The sequence below is a fragment of the Pseudomonas sp. NPDC089758 genome (assembly GCF_044748705.1).
Classification (GTDB): Bacteria; Pseudomonadota; Gammaproteobacteria; order Pseudomonadales; family Pseudomonadaceae; genus Aquipseudomonas; species Aquipseudomonas putida_X.
This window is the reverse complement of sequence record NZ_JBIVGN010000016.1, coordinates 1-20,008: the sequence shown is the minus strand read 5'-3', so window position 1 is coordinate 20,008 and position 20,008 is coordinate 1. Positions and strand designations below refer to the sequence as shown.

Here is a 20,008-nt window from a genome sequence, read left to right as displayed (position 1 = left end):
CAAACCCATGGCCCGAGTTCGCCACAAACGCAAGCCGGTCGCCGAGATGAACGTGGTGCCCTACATCGACGTGATGCTGGTGCTGCTGGTCATCTTCATGGTGACGGCTCCCATGCTCAATCAGGGCGTGAAGGTCGACCTGCCCAAGGTTTCCAGCGAAGCCTTGCCGCAGGACAACAATGTCCAGATCCTGACCATCTCCATCAAAGCCGACAAGACGTATTACTGGAACCTGGGCAGCGAAGTCGATACCGACAAGCAGATGGACAAGGCCATGACCTTGCCCGAAATGACCAGTGCAGTGACCAAGATCATTGCCGCCGGTCGCGACCAGGGCAAGCAGACCCAGGTCTTCATTCGTGGCGACAAGGCTGTCGACTACGGCGCGGTCATGGGTGCCATGGGCGGGTTGCAGAAGGCCGGTGTCGGTAACGTTGGCCTGATTACCGAGGCGCCCTGATGCAACAGCGAGAGCCATCCGCCTCGGAAAGCTACTTCTGGCCCAGTGTCTGGGCCATCGGCCTGCATGTGCTTGTGTTCGCATTGCTGTTCGTCAGTTTTGCCATGACGCCAGAATTGCCGCCTTCCAAGCCGATCGTTCAGGCTACGCTGTATCAGCTCAAGTCCAAGAGCCAGGCGACCACCCAGACCAATCAGAAGATTGCCGGGGAAGCGAAGAAAACCGCCGCGCGTCAGACCGAAGTCGAGCAGCTGGAGCAGAAGAAGGTCGAGCAGGAAGCCGTGAAGGCCGCGGAACAAAAGAAAGCCGATGCCGCTCAAAAGGCCGAAGAGGCTCGCGAAGCTGCTGAGGCGAAGAAGGCAGAAGACGCTGCCAAGGCCGCCGAAGCCAAGAAAGCCGCCGAAGCCAAAAAGGCCGACGAGGCGAAAAAGGCCGCTGAAAAGCAGCAGGCCGACATCGCCAAGAAAAAGGCTGAGGAAGAGGCCAAGAAGCAGGCTGCCGAAGAGGCGAAGAAACAAGCCGCCGAGGAGGCCAAGAAGAAGGCAGCCGAGGAGGCCAAGAAGAAAGCAGCCGAGGACGCCAAGAAAAAAGCGGCGGCCGAGGAAGCGAAGAAGAAGGCAGCTGAAGAGGCCAAGAAAAAGGCCGCTGCAGACGCCCAGAAGAAAAAGGCACAGGAAGCGGCCCGCAAGGCGGCAGAAGACAAGAAAGCCCAGGCCCTGGCCGAGCTGTTGTCTGATTCCACCGAGCGGCAGCAGGCGCTGGCCGACGAGCAGGGTGACCAGGTGGCCGGCGATTTCGACGACCTGATCCGCATGCGAGCGGCCGAAGGTTGGGCGCGTCCCCCTTCAGCGCGCAAGGGCATGACGGTAGTCCTGCAGATCAACATGCTGCCCGATGGCACCATCACCAATGTCAGCGTGTCGCGCTCCAGTGGTGACGGCCCGTTCGACAGTTCGGCGGTGGCAGCGGTCAAGAACATCGGTCGTCTGACCGAAATGCAGGGCTTGAAGCCGAACGAGTTCAATCCGTATCGTTCGTTCAAGATGACATTTACACCTGAGGATCTAGCGTTGTGATTAAACTCCTTCGAGGACTGCTGGTCATGCTGTGCTGCGTGGCAGGCATGGCCATGGCAGAGGAAAAGAACATCCTGGTCACCAGCGGCAGCGATCGGGCAACGCCCATCGCGGTAGTGCCGTTCGGTCTGCAGGGTGGCAGCGTGCTGCCGGAAGACATGGCCGATATCATTGGTAATGACCTGCGCAACTCCGGCTACTACGCGCCCATCCCGCGGCAGAACATGATCAGCCAGCCTACCCAGGCCAGCGAAGTGATCTTCCGGGACTGGAAAGCCCTGGGCGCCCAGTACGTGATGGTCGGCAGCATCGTACCGTCGGGCGGCCGCCTGCAGGTGCAGTACGCGCTGTTCAACGTCGCCACCGAGCAGCAAGTGCTGACCGGCAGCGTTGCCGGCAGCGTCGACCAGCTGCGCGACATGTCGCACTACATTGCCGACCAGTCGTTCGAGAAGCTCACCGGTATCAAGGGTGCGTTTTCCACCCGCATGCTGTACGTGACCGCCGAGCGCTTCTCGACCAACAATACCCGCTATACCCTGCAGCGTTCGGACTACGACGGTGCGCGTGCAGTGACGTTGCTGCAGTCGCGTGAGCCTATCCTGTCGCCGCGTTTCGCCCCGGATGGCAAGCGTATCGCCTATGTCTCGTTCGAGCAGAAGCGTCCGCGCATTTTCATCCAGCACATCGACACAGGCCGCCGTGAACAGGTGACCAACTTCGAAGGCCTCAACGGCGCGCCAGCCTGGTCGCCGGATGGTTCGCGCCTGGCGTTCGTGCTGTCCAAGGACGGTAACCCGGACATCTACGTGATGAACGTGGCTTCGCGCCAGATCAGCCGTGTCACTGCCGGCCCAGGTATCAATACCGAGCCGTTCTGGGGCAAGGATGGCAACACCCTGTATTTCACCTCCGACCGTGGCGGCAAGCCGCAGATCTACAAACAGTCGGTCAGTGGCGGCAGCGCCGAGCGTGTGACGTTCGTGGGTAACTACAACGCCAACCCGAAGCTTTCGGCGGATGAAAAGACGCTGGTAATGATCCATCGTCAGCAGGGTTTCACCAACTTCAAAGTGGCGGCGCAAGACTTGCAAAGAGGAAGTGTAAAGATTCTCTCGGAAACAAGTCTTGATGAGTCTCCCACTGTTGCGCCAAACGGCACCATGCTAATCTACGCCACCCGCCAGCAGGGCCGGGGAGTCTTGATGCTCGTGTCGCTTAATGGCCGCGTGAGGCTCCCACTTCCTACCGCTCAAGGCGAAGTCAGAGAACCGTCCTGGTCCCCTTACCTGAACTGATCGCGGCGTAATACGTTTTGCTTAACACACTGGGGTTTCATTAGGAGTTTCACGATGGAAATGCTGAAGTTTGGTAAATTTGCTGCGCTGGCTCTGGCCATGGCTGTAGCTGTAGGTTGCTCCTCGAAGGGCGGTGACAACGCTGGCGAAGGCGCTGTCGATCCTAACGCTGGCTACGGTGCCAACACTGGCGCTGTTGACGGTTCCCTGAGCGAAGAAGCCGCCCTGCGCGCAATCACCACCTTCTACTTCGAATACGACAGCTCGGACCTGAAGCCAGAAGCCATGCGCGCTCTGGACGTTCACGCCAAGGACCTGAAGGCCAACGGCAACCGCGTTGTTCTGGAAGGCAACACCGACGAGCGCGGTACTCGCGAGTACAACATGGCTCTGGGCGAGCGTCGTGCCAAGGCCGTTCAGCGCTACCTGGTTCTGCAGGGCGTTTCCCCTGCTCAGCTGGAACTGGTTTCCTACGGCGAAGAGCGTCCAGTTGCCACCGGCAACGACGAGCAGTCCTGGGCTCAGAACCGCCGCGTAGAACTGCGTAAGTAAGTTCTTATGCGTATGTGCCGTCGTGCTGTGACCGTCCTCGCACTCAGCCTTCCGCTTTCGGCGTGGGCTGCGGTTCCTGTAGTAGATGACAACGCAGGTGCTTATCCACCTTCGGGTTATGGCACGAGCGGCGCCTATGCCGGGGCAGGGGCTTCGACCCCTGCCTCAGCACAGGGCCAGCTGTTCATGCAGCTGCAACAGATGCAGGACCAGATATCCCGCCAGCAAGGCATCATCGAAGAGCTGCAAAACGATGTCGCCCGCATGAAGCAGGAAAGTCTGGAGCGTTACCAGGATCTGGACCGCCGCATCAACAGTGGTGGCGCGCCTGCCGCGACCCCCGATAATTCCTCCACCGGTGCTGCACCCGATGCCGCCGCCGGTGCAGCAGCAGGCGCCGCTGGCGCCGCTGCACAGCAGCCGGCCGCCAACAGCGAGCCGGGTGATCCGGCGAAAGAAAAGCTCTATTACGATGCGGCTTTCGACCTGATCAAGCAGAAGGACTTCGACAAGGCCAGCCAGGCGTTCGCCGCCTTCCTGCGCAAGTACCCGAACAGCCAGTACGCAGGCAACGCCCAGTACTGGTTGGGTGAGGTGAACCTGGCCAAGGGTGACCTGCAAAGTGCCAGCCAGGCTTTTGCCCAGGTCAGCCAGAAGTATCCCAAGCACAGCAAGGTACCGGACTCCCTGTACAAGCTGGCCGACGTTGAGCGCCGCATGGGCCATACCGACAAGGTCAAGGGCATCCTGCAGCAAGTCATTACCCAGTACCCCGGCACCTCCGCCGCACAGCTGGCGCAGCGTGACCTGCAGAAGCTCTAAGTAACACCGTTCAAAAGAAACCCGCGCCAGTCGCGGGTTTTTTCGTTAGAATCAGTGCCCTTTTTCTTAAACACGCTGCTGCGGATAACGCCATGTCGAGTCCGCGACAGTGCCTGACGGAGGCGGACAGCCTGTTTAGCTGTCACGCCCGTGGCGATCATGCAAGACACATTACGCATCACCGAAATCTTTTACTCTTTGCAGGGTGAAACACGCACGGCTGGGCTGCCCACGGTATTCGTGCGCCTGACCGGTTGCCCCCTGCGCTGTCAATATTGCGACAGTGCCTACGCCTTCAGTGGCGGTACTGTGCGTAGCCTCGATTCGATCATGGAGCAGGTGGCCGGCTTCAAGCCCCGTTATGTCTGCGTAACGGGCGGCGAACCCCTGGCTCAGCCAAATGCCTTGCCGCTGCTGCAGCGTCTGTGCGATGCGGGCTATGAGGTTTCGCTGGAAACCAGTGGTGCCCTGGACATCTCGGCTACCGATGTGCGTGTCAGCCGCGTGGTGGACCTCAAGACCCCGGGCTCCGAAGAGTCCCACCGCAACCTCTACGAAAACATCGAGCACCTGACCCGCAATGACCAGGTCAAGTTCGTCATCTGCTCGCGCGAAGACTATGACTGGGCGGTGTCCAAGCTGATTCAGTACAACCTCGCCGAGCGAGCCGGCGAGGTGCTGTTTTCGCCAAGCCATCACCAGGTGAAGGCCAGTGATCTGGCCGACTGGATCGTTGCCGACAACCTGCCCGTGCGTTTCCAGCTGCAGCTGCACAAGCTGCTGTGGAACGACGAACCCGGACGTTGATTAGGAGCAAAAGCACATGACTGAGAAACGCGCAGTAATCCTGCTGTCCGGCGGCCTGGACTCGGCCACTGTCGTCGCCATGGCCAAAGCCGAAGGCTACAGCTGCTACACCATGAGTTTCGATTATGGCCAGCGCCATCGGGCTGAATTGAACGCTGCTGCGCGGGTCGCCAGTGACCTTGGCGTGGTCGAGCACAAAGTCATCGGCTTGAACCTCGATGGCATAGGTGGTTCGGCGCTGACCGACAGCAGCATCGATGTACCGGAAACCCCGGGTGAGGGCATTCCGGTGACCTACGTGCCGGCGCGCAATACCGTGTTCCTGTCCTTGGCCCTGGGCTGGGCAGAAGTGCTGCAGGCGCGCGACATTTTCATCGGTGTCAATGCCGTGGACTACTCGGGCTACCCCGATTGCCGACCTGAGTTCGTCGAAGCGTTCGAGCGCATGGCCAACCTCGCTACCAAGGCCGGTGTCGAGGGGCAGGGCTTCCGCATCCAGGCGCCACTGCAGAACATGAGCAAGGCGCAGATCGTACAGGCCGGTATGGCCCGTGGTGTGGACTACAGCCTGACAGTGTCCTGCTACCAGGCCGACGATGACGGGCGTGCCTGTGGCAAGTGCGACAGCTGCCGCCTGCGCGCCGATGGCTTCAAGGCTGCCGGTGTAGACGACCCGACCCGTTATTTTTGAAAAAAGTTTTGATGGGGTGTTGATTTCTCGTTAGAAATCAGTATTATACGCGCCATCCAACGGGTCGTTAGCTCAGTTGGTAGAGCAGTTGGCTTTTAACCAATTGGTCGTAGGTTCGAATCCTACACGACCCACCATATGCAAAGCGGTTCGTGAGTGCTGGAGAGGGGCTTGTATCAGCCAGCTTTCTAGTCTTTCAACCGAATGGAGCGAGCAACAGGCGCGCTTCACCGTGACGTAAATATGATAAAGCCCGCAACCTTCATTGGTTTGCGGGCTTTTTCGTTGGTCCAGCCTGACTAGGCACATTGTTTTGCTCACATCCTGCCTGCCCGCATGGGTCAAGCATTTATCCTATGCAAAACAGCTTCATAGCTGATGCGGGTCATCGTTTTTCGGCGACTATCGGTTCTACCGACTCCGGCATGCATTCAAAAATGCAGCAGTTATAGCTGAGGTTTCAACTCCACCTATGCGACCAGACAACGTTGGCAGATGGCACCATGTCCATCAACGCGGTAGGGTCGAAACAATCTTCTGGGAGCTTGCACAGGGGAGAGACCAGTCATGTCACGACTCACATGGTCTTGCGTTCAGCGAGATCACGTCGAGGCGTTTTTTCGCCGTGTGGCTTCGCTTCAATAAACGATAGCAACCGCAGCCCGAAGATCGCGCCAGGAAATAGTTATTTGGATATGCAGTGTTTTCGCTATGAGGTTTGATCTGGGCATGCGGTGCTTGCAGCGCCCCTTACTGCTCGACGCAGCGTTCTTGAGCAAGGGGCTCCCCGAAGCGCGCGGCAATTTTTGCTGGTTGTTTGTGTGGACATTAGACAGCTGGGAGGGGCAGGGGAGATGGGGGCGAAGATCAGTCCTTACCACCAGAGGTATCACGAACGACGCCTTAAAAGTATAGTCAGCTCATCTACAAGCAATTTTGTACACTTCTAACTAGGACTTAAAATGATTGGAGTTGGCCAGCTGGGACGAGGCCATCTATCTGGCCATCGTCCCGATAATGCCAGTCAATTATTTTCAGCGATCTGCATAATGGGAAATGGTAAGCGCAATGAGCAGTACGATTTGGATGGCTAACATGCTTACCAGTAATCGTTTCATGTTGGGCGGGAAACGTTTGACTTCATTTAAGTCAATTAAGCCTCTGCGCAAAAAGATTGTCGGTATCGCCAGCACCAGAGAGATCGACCCCGTGCGCATGACTTTGCCCAGTAAGCCTGCATGCTGGAATATTTTTTTATTGCCGGTCACGTACGTACAGTTCGGAAGAAACGACTCAAAGTACTCAGTGTACTTATGTGCGATGTAACACAGCACGATCATAAACAGAATTATGGGCGCAAGGATCAACAGCGCAATCAATCCAGGGTCAACTCCACTCACTCCGATACCTCACGATATAAAAATTCACCCACCTTTTCGCCTCTCTCGCTCCCGAAGTCACCGGCGATTTTACCGCCTACTGCACCGCCTATTACAGCACAAGCCAGCGCTCCTGGGCCGCCTGTACTAATCCCCAGGACGACTACACAAACACCAGTCCCTGCCTTACCTCCCGCAGCCCCCCCCGAGGCTGCCGCCTCCCAGGCCACCTATCAACGCCGAGCTTTCAACATATTTGGCGCGGCGGCACTGCTCTTCCCGGCCCATTGTGCAGGCTTTATGAATCGACAAGCCTGTGGCAGCCACATCCAGCGCAGTACCGATATACGTGCCTTTCTTGACCAGATTCGACGCTTTGGCAACACCAGATACCTTATCGGCATAGCCGGCGATCTCGCCTGTATGGAGGTAGCTGCGGGTCGAGATGCCAAATGCCTGCTTGACCTTTCCTTGGTTACGTAACCCTGAACCGTACGCGGCGAAGTTTCCCAACTGCTTTTCGAGCTTCATGAACAAAGCGGTGCGCTTGGTATAAAACGCGTCGCGGGCACTCAAGGTGCCAGAGCCGAGGTAATCGCGATGTAATTTCTCGATCTCCTCAAGTGTGTCCTTGATATTTTGCAGATGCCTGCTCCAGCCGTCACCGACTGCACCAACTCCCATTGAAGCGTTGGCAAGAACGCTTTGCAGCAAGTCGAAGTGCTCCAGGAAAAAATCATCCGCGTCCACCCCACTTGTAAGCAAGCCAGCGTGCACCTGAGCAGCCTTGGCCATGAGAGCGGACGGGATTGCTCTTGGCTTCAGCATTTCATACGTCGCGGAAGCCCTTTCACCAACGCATTCCGGGCCTGTATCGTCCAGGAATACCTGTAACTGGCGCAATGCTTTGTCACCGCCAGCCTGTGTTCATCGCATCAAGCTGTGAGACCGGTAGGCTTAGGTGGGAAACTGTAAGCCATACCAACAGAACGTGGTGCCGTGTGAATGAAACCAAACTGTGCGTAAAGGTCTTGTGCTTGGCCATCCGCAATAAGGCTGACGTACCCACTTTCAGGGACGTTGGCTTGAATGTATTTAATGATTTCAGCCATGATTCGTTTTCCTAAACCTTTGCCTTGATGCGCGGGAAGGACGGCTATATCCACAACTTGGAAGAAGCATCCTCCGTCACCGATTACGCGCCCCATTCCCACGGGTAGCGTCCCATAAAGGATCTGAACGGCGAAGAGCGTATTGGGCAGGCCTCGTTCAGAGGCTTCATCCGTCTTGCCGCTAAGGCCGGAGCCCGTCCGTAGTGCCTGGTAAGTCTGCACTGACGGCAGTTCCAGTAAACATGAATATGAGGTCATCCGCGCCACCGTCCAACAAGGACTCTCAAGAGTAATGACATAGGTGCGGCCATTTATGCGGCAACACCGGATAAATTTCAAATGCTTGCTGCGTAGCAAGCCGCAGTAGTAAGTCTCTGAGATACCCCTAAGCATCATGCCCGTTCATACGCGCCTACTGCATCAGGCTCAAGATCCCCGCAGTTCGCTTACCGCTTCAAATGGTTCAGGGGCTGTCGCGTTTTGGGGGCCATACGCGGCAGAGAATGCATTGTAACCGCTCCATGAACCCCACATTCAAAGCCACTTCCTGACGCCGCATGCTGGCCGGCCGGTTAGCGCACGTTGCCGCGAACCGCTGGCCCCACCTGGGCTGAGAAACCAACCCCACACTGCTGCGCCATTGCCCGAGCAGTGTGGGGTTGGTACGACATTGCCTAGAGCGCCCCGAAACGCACCTCCACCGACAGGCTGCCCAGGTTATCGCTCAGGCCAGCTCCATAACGCCCAGCCAGGTCGTCGTTGATGCACAGCTGCAATTCACCCTGCTGGCCGCGCGGCAATTGCACCTGATCACCCACCAGGAACGGCACGCCGTTGCTGCCGATGCGCCCGATCAATGCCCCTTCGTTCTGCCCCGGCAGGGTGTAGCCCGGCTTGGCGATCAACGCCGGGTTGCCCTTCGCGCCTACCATGCCGGTGGCCGGGTTGGCCGTCCACTGCCCGCCCGTACACACCGCCAGCTGCCAGCTTTGCCCATTGACCTGCATGCCCGTGGCCTGCCATGCCTGGTTGGCCTGCACCTGCAGCGTGCGTTTGAGCAGGTCGCTGGCCACCACGTCGGCCGCCTGGAACGTCAGTGCGGTGATGGTCAAGGTTGGGTTGGCCGTGCCGGTGGTGGGGAATACGCCGTCGCCGACCAAAAACAGGTTGGGGTGGTCCCAGCTGCGCTGGTCCTTGTCCACCACCGATTTGGTGCGGTCCGCGCCCATGCGGTAGGTGCCCATCAGGTGGCCAGCGCCGAAGAACGCGTAGTTCTGGCCGTCGTAGTTGAACACCGTTTGCGAACCGGGCTTGAGTTCAGGGTTCAGGTTGGTCAGCTCGGTGGCACCCATCAGTTTGGTGATGATATGGGTGGCGGCCAGGCGCGCTTGCTTGAAGCCCTCCTTGGTGTAGTCGGACAGCGCGTAGGTGATCTGCGGGCGGGGCAGGCCCAGGCCGTCGGTGAACTCCGTGCTGCGCTCCACCCGGCACAGCGCATGGTCAGGGTCTTCCTCCACCTGCTCGATCAAGAAGCCCAGACGGAACTGGCGGGTCAGCACGCTGTTGAGCTGCTGCACCAGCGCCTCGCCAGACAACGCCAGGTTGTTGGGGTTAGCGCCGCCGTCGTTGGTGCCGTCGATGAAATCGCAGACCGAGGCGTAGGGGTCGTTCACCGACCAGTTCCAACCTTCGTTGCCGATCTCGATACGCCAAGCGGCACGCTGGCTGCGGAACGGGCCATCGCGCATATCCTCGATCCCCGAGGTGGACAACGGCCCGCGGAACGGGAACAGCGGCTTGCCTTCGGGCATCAGGCCCCAGGCCAGGTACACCGGGTGGTCCGCCAACGCCTGGCCGACCTGGCCGCTGCTGTTGGCGACCCCTTTAGGGCTGTTGGGGCCGATGGAGTTGAGTAACAGCTTCGGCGTTTCGATCGCGTGGGCGGCGATCACGTAGCGTTTGCCCTGGGCCGTGCCGTTCTGACGCGTGCCATTGTTCTGGTACTGGATGAAATCAATCCCCGTGACCCCATTGGCATCGACCTGCACCTGGCTCGCCACGGTCTGGTAAAGGATGCGCACGTTGCCGGTATCCAGTGCCTTGGCCATGGTCACGGTGGCGTCGTACTTGGCCTGGATCGGGCAGATCGGCGTGCAGCTGGTGTTACCGGCACACACCCGGCGGCCGTTGTCGCTCTGTGAGTTGCGCCCGGCCGGGGTTTGCCGGACGTTGAGCGTGACACCGGGGTACGGCTTGCCGTCCGGTGCTTTCTCCGGGCTCTGGTAAACCGCGCCCGTGACGTTCTTGCCCAGGCCCTGGTCGACCAGCGACGGCGGGATGCCGTGCATGCTGTATTCATACCCCTGCGGGAAGGTCACGCCCAGGTAGGCCTGCGAGGCGACATCGGCGGACACGCCCATTTCCTCTTCGGCGCGGCAGTAGGCGGCCTGCAGGTCGTCGTAGCTGATCGGCCAGTCGACCCCGACGTTGTACGCAGTGCGCATGCGAAAGTCGTTGGGCAACAGGCGCAGGGCGGTGCCCATCCAGTGCCACATGGTGCCGCCGCCAACCCGTTCGTAGGTGCTGGCGAACAGCTGCGGCCCCTTCTGTACCAGGTAGCTTTTCTGCACCTTGTCAGGGTCGGTGCTGCCGGCGGTGATCAAGTCCTGGATCGTCGCGCGCGGGGCGAACTGGGTGGCCGGGGTCTGCTCGGTCTGCTCCGGCGGGTAGGGCGACTCCGGCGACTTGAGCACGGCAGTGTAGAAACGCTCCAGATACTCGCTGCGGTTGGGCGGGATTGCCGGGCCCGACTCGAGCACCAGCACTTTCAAGCCGGCCAGGCCCAACTGGTAGGCCATGACGCTGCCGGCCATGCCGGCGCCCACCACGATCACATCGGCGGTTTCGATATTCTGGGTGTGTACGTTGCTCATGGCTGCTGCCCTTCCTTGGCGTCGACACCGGTGAATTGTTTGAGGGTCGGTGGCTGCTCGGCCCAGTAGCCGAAGTGGTACTGGCTATAGCCCATGGGGTGAGACTGGGCGATCTTCCACGCCCAGCTTTGCTTGTAGGCTTGGTCAGACACCACGCGGGTGTCACCCTTGCGCTTGCTGCCTTGGTCATATGGCTGGTACCAACTGCCGAGCAGCCACAGCTTCATGATCGAACGGGCGCCTTGGGCGATCTGCGGGTCCGCATTGCCGAGTACGGCGCTGGCGATTTGCGCCGGGGTTTGGCCCTTGATACTGACGTACAGCTCCAGCAGGTTGCTGAACGCTGCGGTCCCCATCCCTTGCTGGGCGGTGGCGAAGAACACCGGCGGCAGGTTGATCGGGTCCACCGAAGGCGCCAGCAGCTCTGCTGACAGGCCGGTGAGGATGGCGGACAGGTCGATGAAGTTCTGCAGGTTAGTGTCGCTCATGGCATCACTCCTTGGCGCCAGTGGATTGGGCACGTTCAAGCAGGAAGGTGAAATCGGCGAAGCTGGTGCGCGGTGACTGGGTCACGCGGGTGGTCGCGTTGTTGTGGCACTCCATGCAACTGGATGAAGCTTGCGGCGTAGTGCCCTGGTTGTAGGTTTCCAGCGTGGCGTTGGCCAGGAAGTTCGGCGCAGGCGTGCCCAGCGGATTGGTTGGCGACGGTACTTGGCAGTCCTCGGCGGCGTCGGTCGGCCACTGGGTGCTGATCAACTGGTAGTTGGCCCACACAGTGCCCTTGAGCGCGCCTTGCCACTGCGCGTTGAGCTGCTGGGTCGCAGCGGTGAGCGGGATCTCGCGCACAATCTGCGAAGGCGTGGCTTTCTTCGAGGGGTCCCACGGCTGCGCTGGCGGCTCGTTCACCGGGCGGTCGCTGGCCTGGGCGTCGTAGAACAGGTAGGGGCCTTTGCGCTCGTTCATCGGCGTGGTCTTTTCCGGCACGTTGCGCACGTGTTCGAAGCTCGACCATACCCACTGCGGCGCGCTCTTGGTCTTGTGCACGATGTGCAGGCCGACCAGCCCGACCTTCTGCGCGCTGCACGACTCGGGTATCACCGCGCCTTTGTTCGGATCGGCGTTGCCGGGCGTGTAGACCAAGGCGTCGACGGCGTGGAAGTCCTGGGCGTTGTCGTTGCCGCCGAGTACCTTCCAGGACGACTTGACCATGATCGCGCCGACCTGTTGGGCCTCTTGCGAGCCGCAGGCAAAGGCGATGCGGTTATCGGCCTTGCTCAGGAACGCTTGCTGGCCCTCCTTGCTGTACAGGCCATTGTTGACGATGTCGTCGAACATCGGCTGGTTGACCATGATCGCGTTACGCGTGTAGGTGCCGTTCTGGTCCACCAGTGGGCCGGTCTTGAATGGCTGGATGAATTCGTCGAGCACACCGGCGACCTTTCCCATCTGTTGCAGCACGGGCAGGTCACCCTTGCCTTGGCAGGCGGCGGGCAGTGGCGCCTTCTGGTTCCAGGCGACCGGCTTCTGGCCTTGGGGCAGGAAAATCTCGTAGCTCTCCTTCCACGACTCCCACACCGTTTGCCCCGGCGCGCCGATCTTTGCCGAGGTGTTGGCGCTGCCGTCGGCGCCGGCGGGCCAGTTCAGGGCAACGAATGTCTGCCACGACAGCACGTCGAAAGCGTGTTGCAGGTTGTCCAGGGTGAAGGGGGATGTAGCGTGGACGTCGAAGGGAATTGCAGGTGAAAGCACCGGCGGGCTGGCCGCATCGGCCATGGCCAGCGCACTGGTGAAGCTCGCTCCCAGGCACGCCAACCGTTTCAGGGTTATTTTCATTATCGTCTCCTCAGCAGATAAAGCGTCGGGACGACGAGGCGTACTGGCCCTTCATGGACCGAATGTTCAGCGTTATCCCTGACGCTAGGCTGGAGGCTAGCCGTTGCTTCAGAACGCTCAGAAATATCCGACTAGCGGTAGGGGTATCACCGAGCAGGGCACCACCCAGCGCCTGCAGATCAGCGCCAAGCGGTGCTTCTGCGACTGCGGCCGGATCCCGCAGAGGCGCCCCGTGCTGTTGACCCGCCTTATTCAGCCCACTCAGGGTCTGCGGTAAACACGACCGTCAACCAGCGGTCCGGTCCCTCACCACCCAGCGCATCGCCGACTTCACAGCGCAGCGCATCCCACGCTTCGATGCTTTTGGCTGGAAGGTGCTTGGGCACGATGAAATACAGTTCGATCTCCCGAGAGCGGCCAACCTTGGCCACATACGCCCGATAGGATTCCAGGCCGTGGCGTGCGACAAACGCACGGGCCACCTCATCCACGTGCAGCATCAGGTCGCCAGGCGTGACCAGGAAGATGTCCGCCATGGCCTGGCGCACCACCGACAACGGCAAGGGAATGATGACCAGGCACACCAGCGCGAGCACCGCCGGGTCGATGTACGGCGATACCCACGCCCACTGCGTGCCCTGCACGGCAAAGCCAAAGCAGAAGGCGACGAGCAACGCTGCGGTGATGCTGGCCGACATTACCCAACCCTTGACGTCCATACGCACGAAATCCGAGTTCAACTGGCGGTTGGCCCGGGCTTCGACCGCAGCGATGGTCGCGCAGGCGATCACGGTCAGCGCCGCATAAACCATGGCGATGCCGAACTCCAGATGGCGGCCGCCTTCGAGCAGGCTGCTGACGGCATTGATCAGGGCGTACAGCGCCACTCCGCTGAGCAGGACGCCATTGAGCGCCAGCACCATCGGCTCCAGGTGCCAGAAACCCATGGTGAAGCGTTCGCGCAGCTTGCGTGACACGTGCCGGCTGGTGGCATGGGAAGTGATCAGCTTCACCACCACCAGCGACAGGCCACTCATGCCGGCGTCGGCCAGCGAATAGACACCGTCGAAAATGATCGAGAACGAGCCGGAAGCCAGGCCGAAAGCGATGCCGATAGTGGCGATGAACAGGGTGACGGCGATCGAGGTGCGTAGCAGGCCCTGTTCGCTGGTGATGTCGAAGAAGGCGGATCTGTTGGGTGTTTCCATGGGTGAAACTCATTCAAAAGGTGGGTTGCCTGGGCGGGCCCCATTGCCGGCGAGCCGGTGATGGAGCCCGTACAGACTAGACGCGAAACTGCTCCATCAACGCCTGCTGCTGATTGGCCAGGCGGTTCAGCGCTTGGCTGATGCGCGCCGATTCGTCCGCCTGGCCCGAGAGCGAGTCAGTCACGTCGCGGATGCCGGCCACGTTACGGTTCACTTCCTCGGCCACCGCGCTTTGTTCTTCGGCGGCTGAAGCGATCTGCAGGTTCATGTCGCTGATCACCGCCACGGCTTCACCTATGCGCTGCAGCGTCGGCAGTGCCTGTTCCATTTGCAAGGCGCTGGCCTGCGCCTGTTTCTGGCCATCGTGCATGGCGCCGACCACATCCTGAGTGCCTTGCTGCAGGCCCTCGATGACCTGGCGGATTTCTTCCACCGACACCTGGGTGCGCTGCGCCAGGCTACGCACCTCGTCGGCCACCACGGCAAAACCCCGCCCGGCCTCGCCAGCGCGGGCCGCTTCGATGGCGGCGTTGAGGGCCAATAGGTTGGTCTGCTCGGCAATGGCGCGGATCACCTCCAGTACCGAACCGATCTGCTCGCTGCGCTGCTCCAGTGCGCGTGCCTCGCCCATGGCGGCATCCATCCTGCATGCCAGGTTGTCAATCGTCTGGCGGGTGCTGGCGATCAGTTCCAAGCCTTCGCGGCTCGCCTGGTCGGCGCCACGTGCAGCCTGGGCTGCTTGCGCTGCATTGTGGGCGACATCCTGGGCCGTTGCGCTCATCTCGTTGGCGGCGGTTGCCACTTGCTCGATCTCGCGTTGCTGCTGCTGCATGCCACTGCTGGTCTGGCTGGCGATGGCAGCAGACTGGTCGGCGGTGCCGCGGGCTTCGAGCAGCGAGCCTTTGACTTGGGCAATCACAGGTTGCAGTTTGTCGAGGAAACGGTTGAACCAGCCGCTCAACAGGCCCAGTTCGTCCTGGCGCGCATAGTCCAGGCGCCGAGTCAGGTCGCCCTCACCGCTGGCGATATCCTCCAGGCGTGCCGCTACGGCCAGGATCGGCCGGGTCACACCGCGTGCGGTCAGCCAGACCAGCAGCAAGCCGACGATCGCGGCGCCCAGGCCGATCAACAGGCTGGTCAGATTGGCGCTTTGGTTGTGTTCGCTCAGCCTGTGGTTGAGAGCGACGGCGGGGGCTTGCAACACGGCTTCGGGCAGTTCCAGCAGCACCTGCCAGGGGGCAGCGCCTGGGATTGGCGCGAACGGGCGACCGACGCGAAGTACTCCCTGCGCCACGTCGTTGTCCAGCGGTTTGCCCAGCTTGCCGGCGTCGCGGCTGTGGCCAGCCAGCAAGCCGGTATCGCTGACGATGCTCACCTGGCCCTGGCCATCGAACAACTCTTGGCGGCCCGCCAGGCTCAGCTGCTGCAGGTTGTCCAGGCCGATGTCCAGGCCCACCACGCCCACTACCTTGCCGCCTTCCAGCAGGGGGAGGGCGATACTCGTCATCAATACCTGGCGGCCATTGACCTCATCGAGGTAGGGCTCGACGACACAGGCTTTGGCCGTATCCTGCGGGCAGGTCAGCCAGCGGTTCTGTGCTACGCCGTTGGCGCCGATCGTGCTGTCGGCCAGCATCGCTTCAGGCATCGCCTCCTGCTCAAGGGTGCCGGGGCTCGGTTGCGACCAGTACAGCGAAAATCGCCCGCTGTCGTTGCTGCCCACCGCGTCTTGGGCGACGAACTGGCTGTCCTGGTGGTCCAGCCCGTTGGGCTGGAACACCACATAAAGCCCGATCACGTCCGGGTTGCCAGCCAGCGCGGTGCGCGCCTGGCGGGTCAATTCGGCGCGCAGGTCGCTAGCGCCGTGGGCTTTGAGCACCTGCACCAGGCGGGCAAAGCCGTTGGCGTACTGGTAGGCGTCCATGAAAAAGCGCTGAATGCGCAGGGTCTGGGTCTCGCCTTGGGCCTGCAGGCGCAGGCGTGCGCTGTGGTCGAGCATTTCACTGTTGGCTTGGCTGACCAGGGCTGCACTGCGCTGCGCCTGGGTCAGCGAGGTGGCCACCAGCAGTGCGACGATGGCCAGCAGGCACAGGCCGGCAAGCAAGGTGATCTTCCACTGGATGGAAAGGCGACGCAGCGGCATGAGAACGTTCCTTTTCGAGCAAGGACAACGCCCGCGTTCAGGCGCGGGCGGTGGAGATGGCAAGTGTCATTCGGCAACGTAGTTCGGGGGTGCGGCAGTGAAGGCCTTGGTCAGCCAGGCCAGATACACCAGGCCAAGAAGCGCCCATACCCCGCCGAACATCAGCGAGTGTTCGTTGAGGTCCAGCCACAGCGACACGATGATGCAGAAACCAATGGTCGGCAGTACCAGGTACCTGAGCTTGTTCGCCAGCCCCCGGCGATTGCCTTCACGCAGATAGCAGTGGTTGATCACCGATAGGTTGACGAAGCTGAACGCCACCAGCGCCCCGAAGTTGATGATCGAGGTGGCGGTAACCAGGTCGAAGAAGATCGCCGACAGCGATATCAGGCCGACCACGGCTATGTTCAGCACCGGTGTTTTGTAGCGCGGGTGCAGGCGAGCGAAGATGCCGGCCGGGATCACCTTGTCACGCCCCATCACGTACAACAGGCGTGAGACGCTGGTCTGCGAAGCCAGGCCCGAGGCGATGGTGTTGATCACCGTGCAGGCGATGAAGATCGACTGGAACAGCTTGCCACCCACGTAGAGGGCGATTTCTGGCAGCGCCGCTTCCTGGTCATGGAAGCGTGCCATGGTCGGGAAGTAGGCCTGGATGAAGTACGACACGGTGATGAACACCAGGCCGCCGATCAGTGCAGTCAGGAAGATTGCCCGTGGGATGGTCTTGGCCGGGTCGCGGGTTTCCTCGGACAGGCATGTCACGGCGTCGAAGCCCAGGAACGAGAAGCACAGGATGGTCGCACCGGCCGCCAGGGCGCTGAACTGGGTCTGGCTGTCGGCGAACGGCAGCAGGCTCCACGCGGTCCCCAGGCCTTCACCCTGGTCCAGGCCACGCACGCACAGGTAGATGAATACGGCGATGATCGCGACTTGCACGGCCACGAACAGCAGGTTGAAGTGTGCCACCAGGTTGACGCTGCGCATGTTGATCAAGCTGATCAGGGTGACGAAGCCCGCTACCCAGATCCACTCCGGCACTTCGGGGAACATGGCCGACAGGTAGAGCTTGGCCAACAAGGCATTGACCATCGGCAGCAGCAGGTAGTCGAGCAGCGACGACCAGCCGACCAGAAAGCCCACATGAGGGTTGATGGCGCGCTGTGTGTAGGTGTAGGCCGACCCCGATTGCGGGAAGCGGCGCACCAGGGTGCCATAGCTCACGGCGGTGAACAGAATGCCGGCCAGCGCCAGGATGTAGGCACTGGGCACATGCCCTGCGGTAATCCCTGAGACGATGCCGAAAGTGTCGAACACGGTCATCGGTGTCAGGTAAGCCAGGCCGATGATGATCACGTGCCAGAGGCGCAAGGTTTTACGCAGTTGGCCGTTGCCGTTGGCGCTGTGGTCAGGCTGCATACTGGCATGGCTCCTTCGGCTGGGCGTGAACGGCGGGCGAGTTGTAGTGCGCATGCGGCAATGGCGAGCGGGTGGGCTCCATGTTGTTCACCTTTATTGTTGGAGCAGAGGTAGACGCAGGCGATGCGCCGGGGTCGAGCTGGCAGTGCCTGGTCTAGGAAGGTGGAGCGTGCGGGCAGGGGCGGTGAGGCATCATGACGGCGCGTCTGTTCTTCTTCGTGGAGTGGCGCTGGGCAAGGTGGTGAAAATAAAAAACGATGGGTAGGTTGGTGTCAAGTTAAACATGACAAGATGTTGCTATATTGAAATAATTATCGATTTATTGGCCTAAATGTTCGGTTTTTGCGCGCTTTTTTGCGGTTATGATCGATGCAGATGTTCGTAAAATTTAACGAATAGGAAGATTCCCAAGCGTGCGTCAGGCAGGTCGCGATTGCCCATTGCGTCCGCGTGGGACCCTCGGGCCAGGAGTAGGAGTGATACTATTCTGCTCCCGCGCAGCTCCTGGCTGTGAACACGCCCATATGGACATCAATCGGTTCTATTCATGAAGAAATCAGTAGGCGTCCTTTCCGGCCTGGCCATCGCCATTGCCGTCGTAACCACCGCCGGCGCCTGGTACACCGGCAAGCAGCTGCCTGCGCAGCTGGAGCGCACCGTCAACCAGAGTAATGCTCAGTTGAAGAAGGCCCTTGTCGGGGTTGGCGGCAGCATGACCATCGAAGTGGCCTCGCTTGAGCAGCACCTTTTCACCAGTACCGCGCACTACCGCCTCAAGGTCCGCGACATTCGCCTGTCTGACGGTGAACCGGTCAGTTTCGAGGTGGGTGTCACCGACCATATCGAGCACGGCCCTTTCCCTTGGTCGCGGGTCAAGGCCTTCAAACTGATACCAGTGCTGGCAGCCAGCAACAGTTCGCTGGACAAAGACGACTTCACCGCGCCTTGGTTCGCCGCCGCCGGCGACAAGGCCCCGGTCAGCTCGCGAACCAGCCTGGGCTTTGACGGCAGTGTCGATGGCAGCATCCTCCTGGCGCCGGTCAAGCTGGCCGAAGACAACGGCACTAGCCTCGATTTTTCAGGCATGCAGTTGCAGGTCAGTGGCGACAGTGAAGGTAAAGTGTCGAAATTCCATGGCGCTGCCGATCGTTTCGAAATGAAGATGGTTGGGGTGGATCACCCACCGGCCACGTTCGAGCTCAAGGGGCTGAAAATCGGCGGTGAACTGGCCGCCACCCAGCATGATGCGATCTATGTCGGTAACGTCGATGTGTTGCTGGCCGAAGCCAAGGTGACGCTGGGGCCCAAGCAGCAGGTCCTGCTGCTCAAAGGCCTGGAGCAGCACGCCGTGCAGAACCTCGATGGCCCCGACACCGTCGGTGGTCGTGTGGATTACAAGGTCGCGGACATCAATTGGGATGGCCGCGCAGTTGGCAGCGGGCAGATGGCGGTCAGCATCAAGTCGCTCAACGCTCCGGCCTTCCAGTCGCTGTCGCAGTGGTATCAGGCCCATCTGCCGGAGTTCGAGCAGGCTGCCGCTGCAGGCCAGCCTATCCCGCAGATCCAGATGGGTGAACAGGAGAAGGCGGCTTTTCAGGGCGACTTGAAGCAGCTGTTGGCATCCAAGCCGCAGGTGGCGGTGGAGAACCTTTCGTTCAAGACGGCCAACGGTGAGAGCCGGTTCAACCTGGCGATGGACTTCGCCAGCCCCACCTCTTTCGACCTGCCGCCTGACCAGTTGAGCAAGCAGTTGATCACTCAGGTGAAGAGCAAGCTGTCGCTGTCCAAACCGATGATCGGTGACCTGGCGACCTTGCAGGCGTTGCTGCAAGGGCAGACCGATGCCCAGGCGATTGCCATGCAATCCAGCCAGGCGGGTGAGATGGTCGGCCTGATGGCGCTGCAGAGCGGCATGGCCACCGTGCAGGGCAATGACGTGGTGGCTAGCCTGCATTACGTCGATGGCATGGTCGACTTCAATGGCAAGAAGATGACCGTTGAAGAATTCGCCATGATCCTCGCGGCGCACTTTGCGGCGATGCAGCCGCAGGGCTGATCGATTGAGCCTGTACCGGCCTCATCGCCGGCAAGCCGGCTTGTACTGGTGCGCACGGGCCTTGAGCCTGTAGTCGCTCAGCGGGCCCCACTGGTGTGCGCATGCCCGGGGCGTGCACTAGCCGGTGGGAGATTCTATGGTTATCAGCAAGCCATTTTCCCGCCTTTGGTAACGTATTCGTCCTGATTTCTCATCAGGGCGAATGCCACTCGTGCGAGC

Annotated in this window: 16 protein-coding genes, 1 tRNA gene and 2 pseudogenes; 9 read left to right on the top strand and 10 right to left on the bottom strand. The window is 60.6% G+C overall.

Annotated features, from left to right (window positions below; all coding sequences use genetic code 11):
- Positions 1-7: 7 nt before the first annotated feature.
- From tolR to ACIPZH_RS19840, 8 genes are all read left to right on the top strand, one after another.
- Positions 8-460 carry a protein TolR gene (gene tolR, locus ACIPZH_RS19875; protein WP_012315816.1) on the top strand — a complete coding sequence of 151 codons (453 nt, stop codon included), beginning with the start codon at positions 8-10 and terminating at the stop codon, positions 458-460.
- Entirely contained in the window at positions 460-1,536 is a 1,077-nt protein-coding gene (tolA, locus tag ACIPZH_RS19870; RefSeq protein WP_400637494.1) for a cell envelope integrity protein TolA, read from the top strand. The genes tolR and tolA overlap by 1 nt, the downstream gene beginning before the upstream one ends.
- Before the next feature lie 26 nt (positions 1,537-1,562).
- Positions 1,563-2,834, top strand: coding sequence for a Tol-Pal system beta propeller repeat protein TolB (gene tolB / locus ACIPZH_RS19865; protein WP_267824068.1), 1,272 nt, complete (start codon positions 1,563-1,565; stop codon positions 2,832-2,834).
- A 54-nt stretch (positions 2,835-2,888) separates the two neighbouring features.
- The gene (pal, locus tag ACIPZH_RS19860) at positions 2,889-3,386 is read left to right on the top strand and encodes a peptidoglycan-associated lipoprotein Pal (protein WP_023381906.1); all 498 of its coding nucleotides are present in this window, start codon (positions 2,889-2,891) and stop codon (positions 3,384-3,386) included.
- Between the two features lie 6 nt (positions 3,387-3,392).
- Positions 3,393-4,208, top strand: a complete 816-nt coding sequence (gene ybgF, locus ACIPZH_RS19855; protein WP_400637492.1) for a tol-pal system protein YbgF — start codon at positions 3,393-3,395, stop codon at positions 4,206-4,208.
- Between the two features lie 159 nt (positions 4,209-4,367).
- Positions 4,368-5,015 (top strand): 7-carboxy-7-deazaguanine synthase QueE, encoded by a 648-nt coding sequence (queE, locus tag ACIPZH_RS19850; protein WP_267818129.1) that lies wholly within the window; start codon positions 4,368-4,370, stop codon positions 5,013-5,015.
- Between the two features lie 16 nt (positions 5,016-5,031).
- Positions 5,032-5,706, top strand: coding sequence for a 7-cyano-7-deazaguanine synthase QueC (queC, locus tag ACIPZH_RS19845; RefSeq protein WP_267818127.1), 675 nt, complete (start codon positions 5,032-5,034; stop codon positions 5,704-5,706).
- A gap of 61 nt (positions 5,707-5,767) precedes the next feature.
- Positions 5,768-5,843 (top strand) — tRNA-Lys (locus tag ACIPZH_RS19840).
- A gap of 897 nt (positions 5,844-6,740) precedes the next feature.
- Here ACIPZH_RS19840 and ACIPZH_RS19835 read toward each other — a convergent pair.
- The 10 genes and pseudogenes from ACIPZH_RS19835 to ACIPZH_RS19790 form a co-directional block, all read right to left on the bottom strand.
- Positions 6,741-7,106 carry a hypothetical protein gene (locus ACIPZH_RS19835; protein WP_400637490.1) on the bottom strand — a complete coding sequence of 122 codons (366 nt, stop codon included), beginning with the start codon at positions 7,104-7,106 and terminating at the stop codon, positions 6,741-6,743.
- Positions 7,103-7,883: pseudogene (locus tag ACIPZH_RS19830) on the bottom strand (hypothetical protein); the annotation flags it as partial. The pseudogene ACIPZH_RS19830 and the gene ACIPZH_RS19835, both read right to left, overlap by 4 nt.
- A gap of 137 nt (positions 7,884-8,020) precedes the next feature.
- A complete protein-coding gene (locus ACIPZH_RS19825; protein ID WP_400637488.1) occupies positions 8,021-8,455 on the bottom strand; it encodes a GNAT family N-acetyltransferase in 435 nt (144 codons plus the stop codon).
- 416 nt (positions 8,456-8,871) lie between these two features.
- The gene (locus ACIPZH_RS19820) at positions 8,872-11,130 is read right to left on the bottom strand and encodes a GMC oxidoreductase (RefSeq protein WP_400637487.1); all 2,259 of its coding nucleotides are present in this window, start codon (positions 11,128-11,130) and stop codon (positions 8,872-8,874) included.
- A complete protein-coding gene (locus ACIPZH_RS19815; protein ID WP_241805979.1) occupies positions 11,127-11,618 on the bottom strand; it encodes a sorbitol dehydrogenase in 492 nt (163 codons plus the stop codon). Before ACIPZH_RS19815 ends, ACIPZH_RS19820 begins: the two co-directional genes overlap by 4 nt.
- Positions 11,619-11,622: 4 nt before the next feature.
- Entirely contained in the window at positions 11,623-12,963 is a 1,341-nt protein-coding gene (locus ACIPZH_RS19810; protein WP_400637485.1) for a cytochrome C, read from the bottom strand.
- 248 nt (positions 12,964-13,211) lie between these two features.
- Positions 13,212-14,171: a cation transporter gene (locus tag ACIPZH_RS19805; protein ID WP_349974709.1), complete on the bottom strand. Its 960-nt coding sequence runs from the start codon at positions 14,169-14,171 to the stop codon at positions 13,212-13,214.
- Between the two features lie 76 nt (positions 14,172-14,247).
- A complete protein-coding gene (locus tag ACIPZH_RS19800) occupies positions 14,248-15,003 on the bottom strand; it encodes a methyl-accepting chemotaxis protein (protein WP_400637634.1) in 756 nt (251 codons plus the stop codon).
- Positions 15,004-15,105: 102 nt separating this feature from the next.
- Positions 15,106-16,095, bottom strand: a pseudogene (locus ACIPZH_RS19795) (HAMP domain-containing protein); the annotation flags it as partial.
- 285 nt (positions 16,096-16,380) lie between these two features.
- Entirely contained in the window at positions 16,381-17,733 is a 1,353-nt protein-coding gene (locus ACIPZH_RS19790; RefSeq protein WP_400637483.1) for an APC family permease, read from the bottom strand.
- Positions 17,734-18,280: 547 nt separating this feature from the next.
- Here ACIPZH_RS19790 and ACIPZH_RS19785 point away from each other — a divergent pair.
- Complete coding sequence (locus tag ACIPZH_RS19785; RefSeq protein WP_400637481.1) at positions 18,281-19,789, top strand: YdgA family protein; 1,509 nt, start codon at positions 18,281-18,283, stop codon at positions 19,787-19,789.
- The last annotated feature ends 219 nt before the right edge of the window (positions 19,790-20,008 follow it).

Bases quoted from the DNA above. Each gene is read 5' to 3' on its own strand.
- ACIPZH_RS19815 (WP_241805979.1), bottom strand. From the start codon at position 11,618: ATGAGCGACACTAACCTGCAGAACTTCATCGACCTGTCCGCCATCCTC.
- queC (WP_267818127.1), top strand. From the start codon at position 5,032: ATGACTGAGAAACGCGCAGTAATCCTGCTGTCCGGCGGCCTGGACTCG.
- tolB (WP_267824068.1), top strand. From the start codon at position 1,563: ATGCTGTGCTGCGTGGCAGGCATGGCCATGGCAGAGGAAAAGAACATC.
- ACIPZH_RS19820 (WP_400637487.1), bottom strand. From the start codon at position 11,130: ATGAGCAACGTACACACCCAGAATATCGAAACCGCCGATGTGATCGTG.
- tolR (WP_012315816.1), top strand. From the start codon at position 8: ATGGCCCGAGTTCGCCACAAACGCAAGCCGGTCGCCGAGATGAACGTG.
- tolA (WP_400637494.1), top strand. From the start codon at position 460: ATGCAACAGCGAGAGCCATCCGCCTCGGAAAGCTACTTCTGGCCCAGT.
- ACIPZH_RS19790 (WP_400637483.1), bottom strand. From the start codon at position 17,733: ATGCAGCCTGACCACAGCGCCAACGGCAACGGCCAACTGCGTAAAACC.
- queE (WP_267818129.1), top strand. From the start codon at position 4,368: ATGCAAGACACATTACGCATCACCGAAATCTTTTACTCTTTGCAGGGT.
- pal (WP_023381906.1), top strand. From the start codon at position 2,889: ATGGAAATGCTGAAGTTTGGTAAATTTGCTGCGCTGGCTCTGGCCATG.
- ACIPZH_RS19800 (WP_400637634.1), bottom strand. From the start codon at position 15,003: ATGCAGCAGCAGCAACGCGAGATCGAGCAAGTGGCAACCGCCGCCAAC.
- ACIPZH_RS19785 (WP_400637481.1), top strand. From the start codon at position 18,281: ATGAAGAAATCAGTAGGCGTCCTTTCCGGCCTGGCCATCGCCATTGCC.
- ACIPZH_RS19810 (WP_400637485.1), bottom strand. From the start codon at position 12,963: ATGAAAATAACCCTGAAACGGTTGGCGTGCCTGGGAGCGAGCTTCACC.
- ACIPZH_RS19805 (WP_349974709.1), bottom strand. From the start codon at position 14,171: ATGGAAACACCCAACAGATCCGCCTTCTTCGACATCACCAGCGAACAG.
- ACIPZH_RS19825 (WP_400637488.1), bottom strand. From the start codon at position 8,455: ATGACCTCATATTCATGTTTACTGGAACTGCCGTCAGTGCAGACTTAC.
- ybgF (WP_400637492.1), top strand. From the start codon at position 3,393: ATGCGTATGTGCCGTCGTGCTGTGACCGTCCTCGCACTCAGCCTTCCG.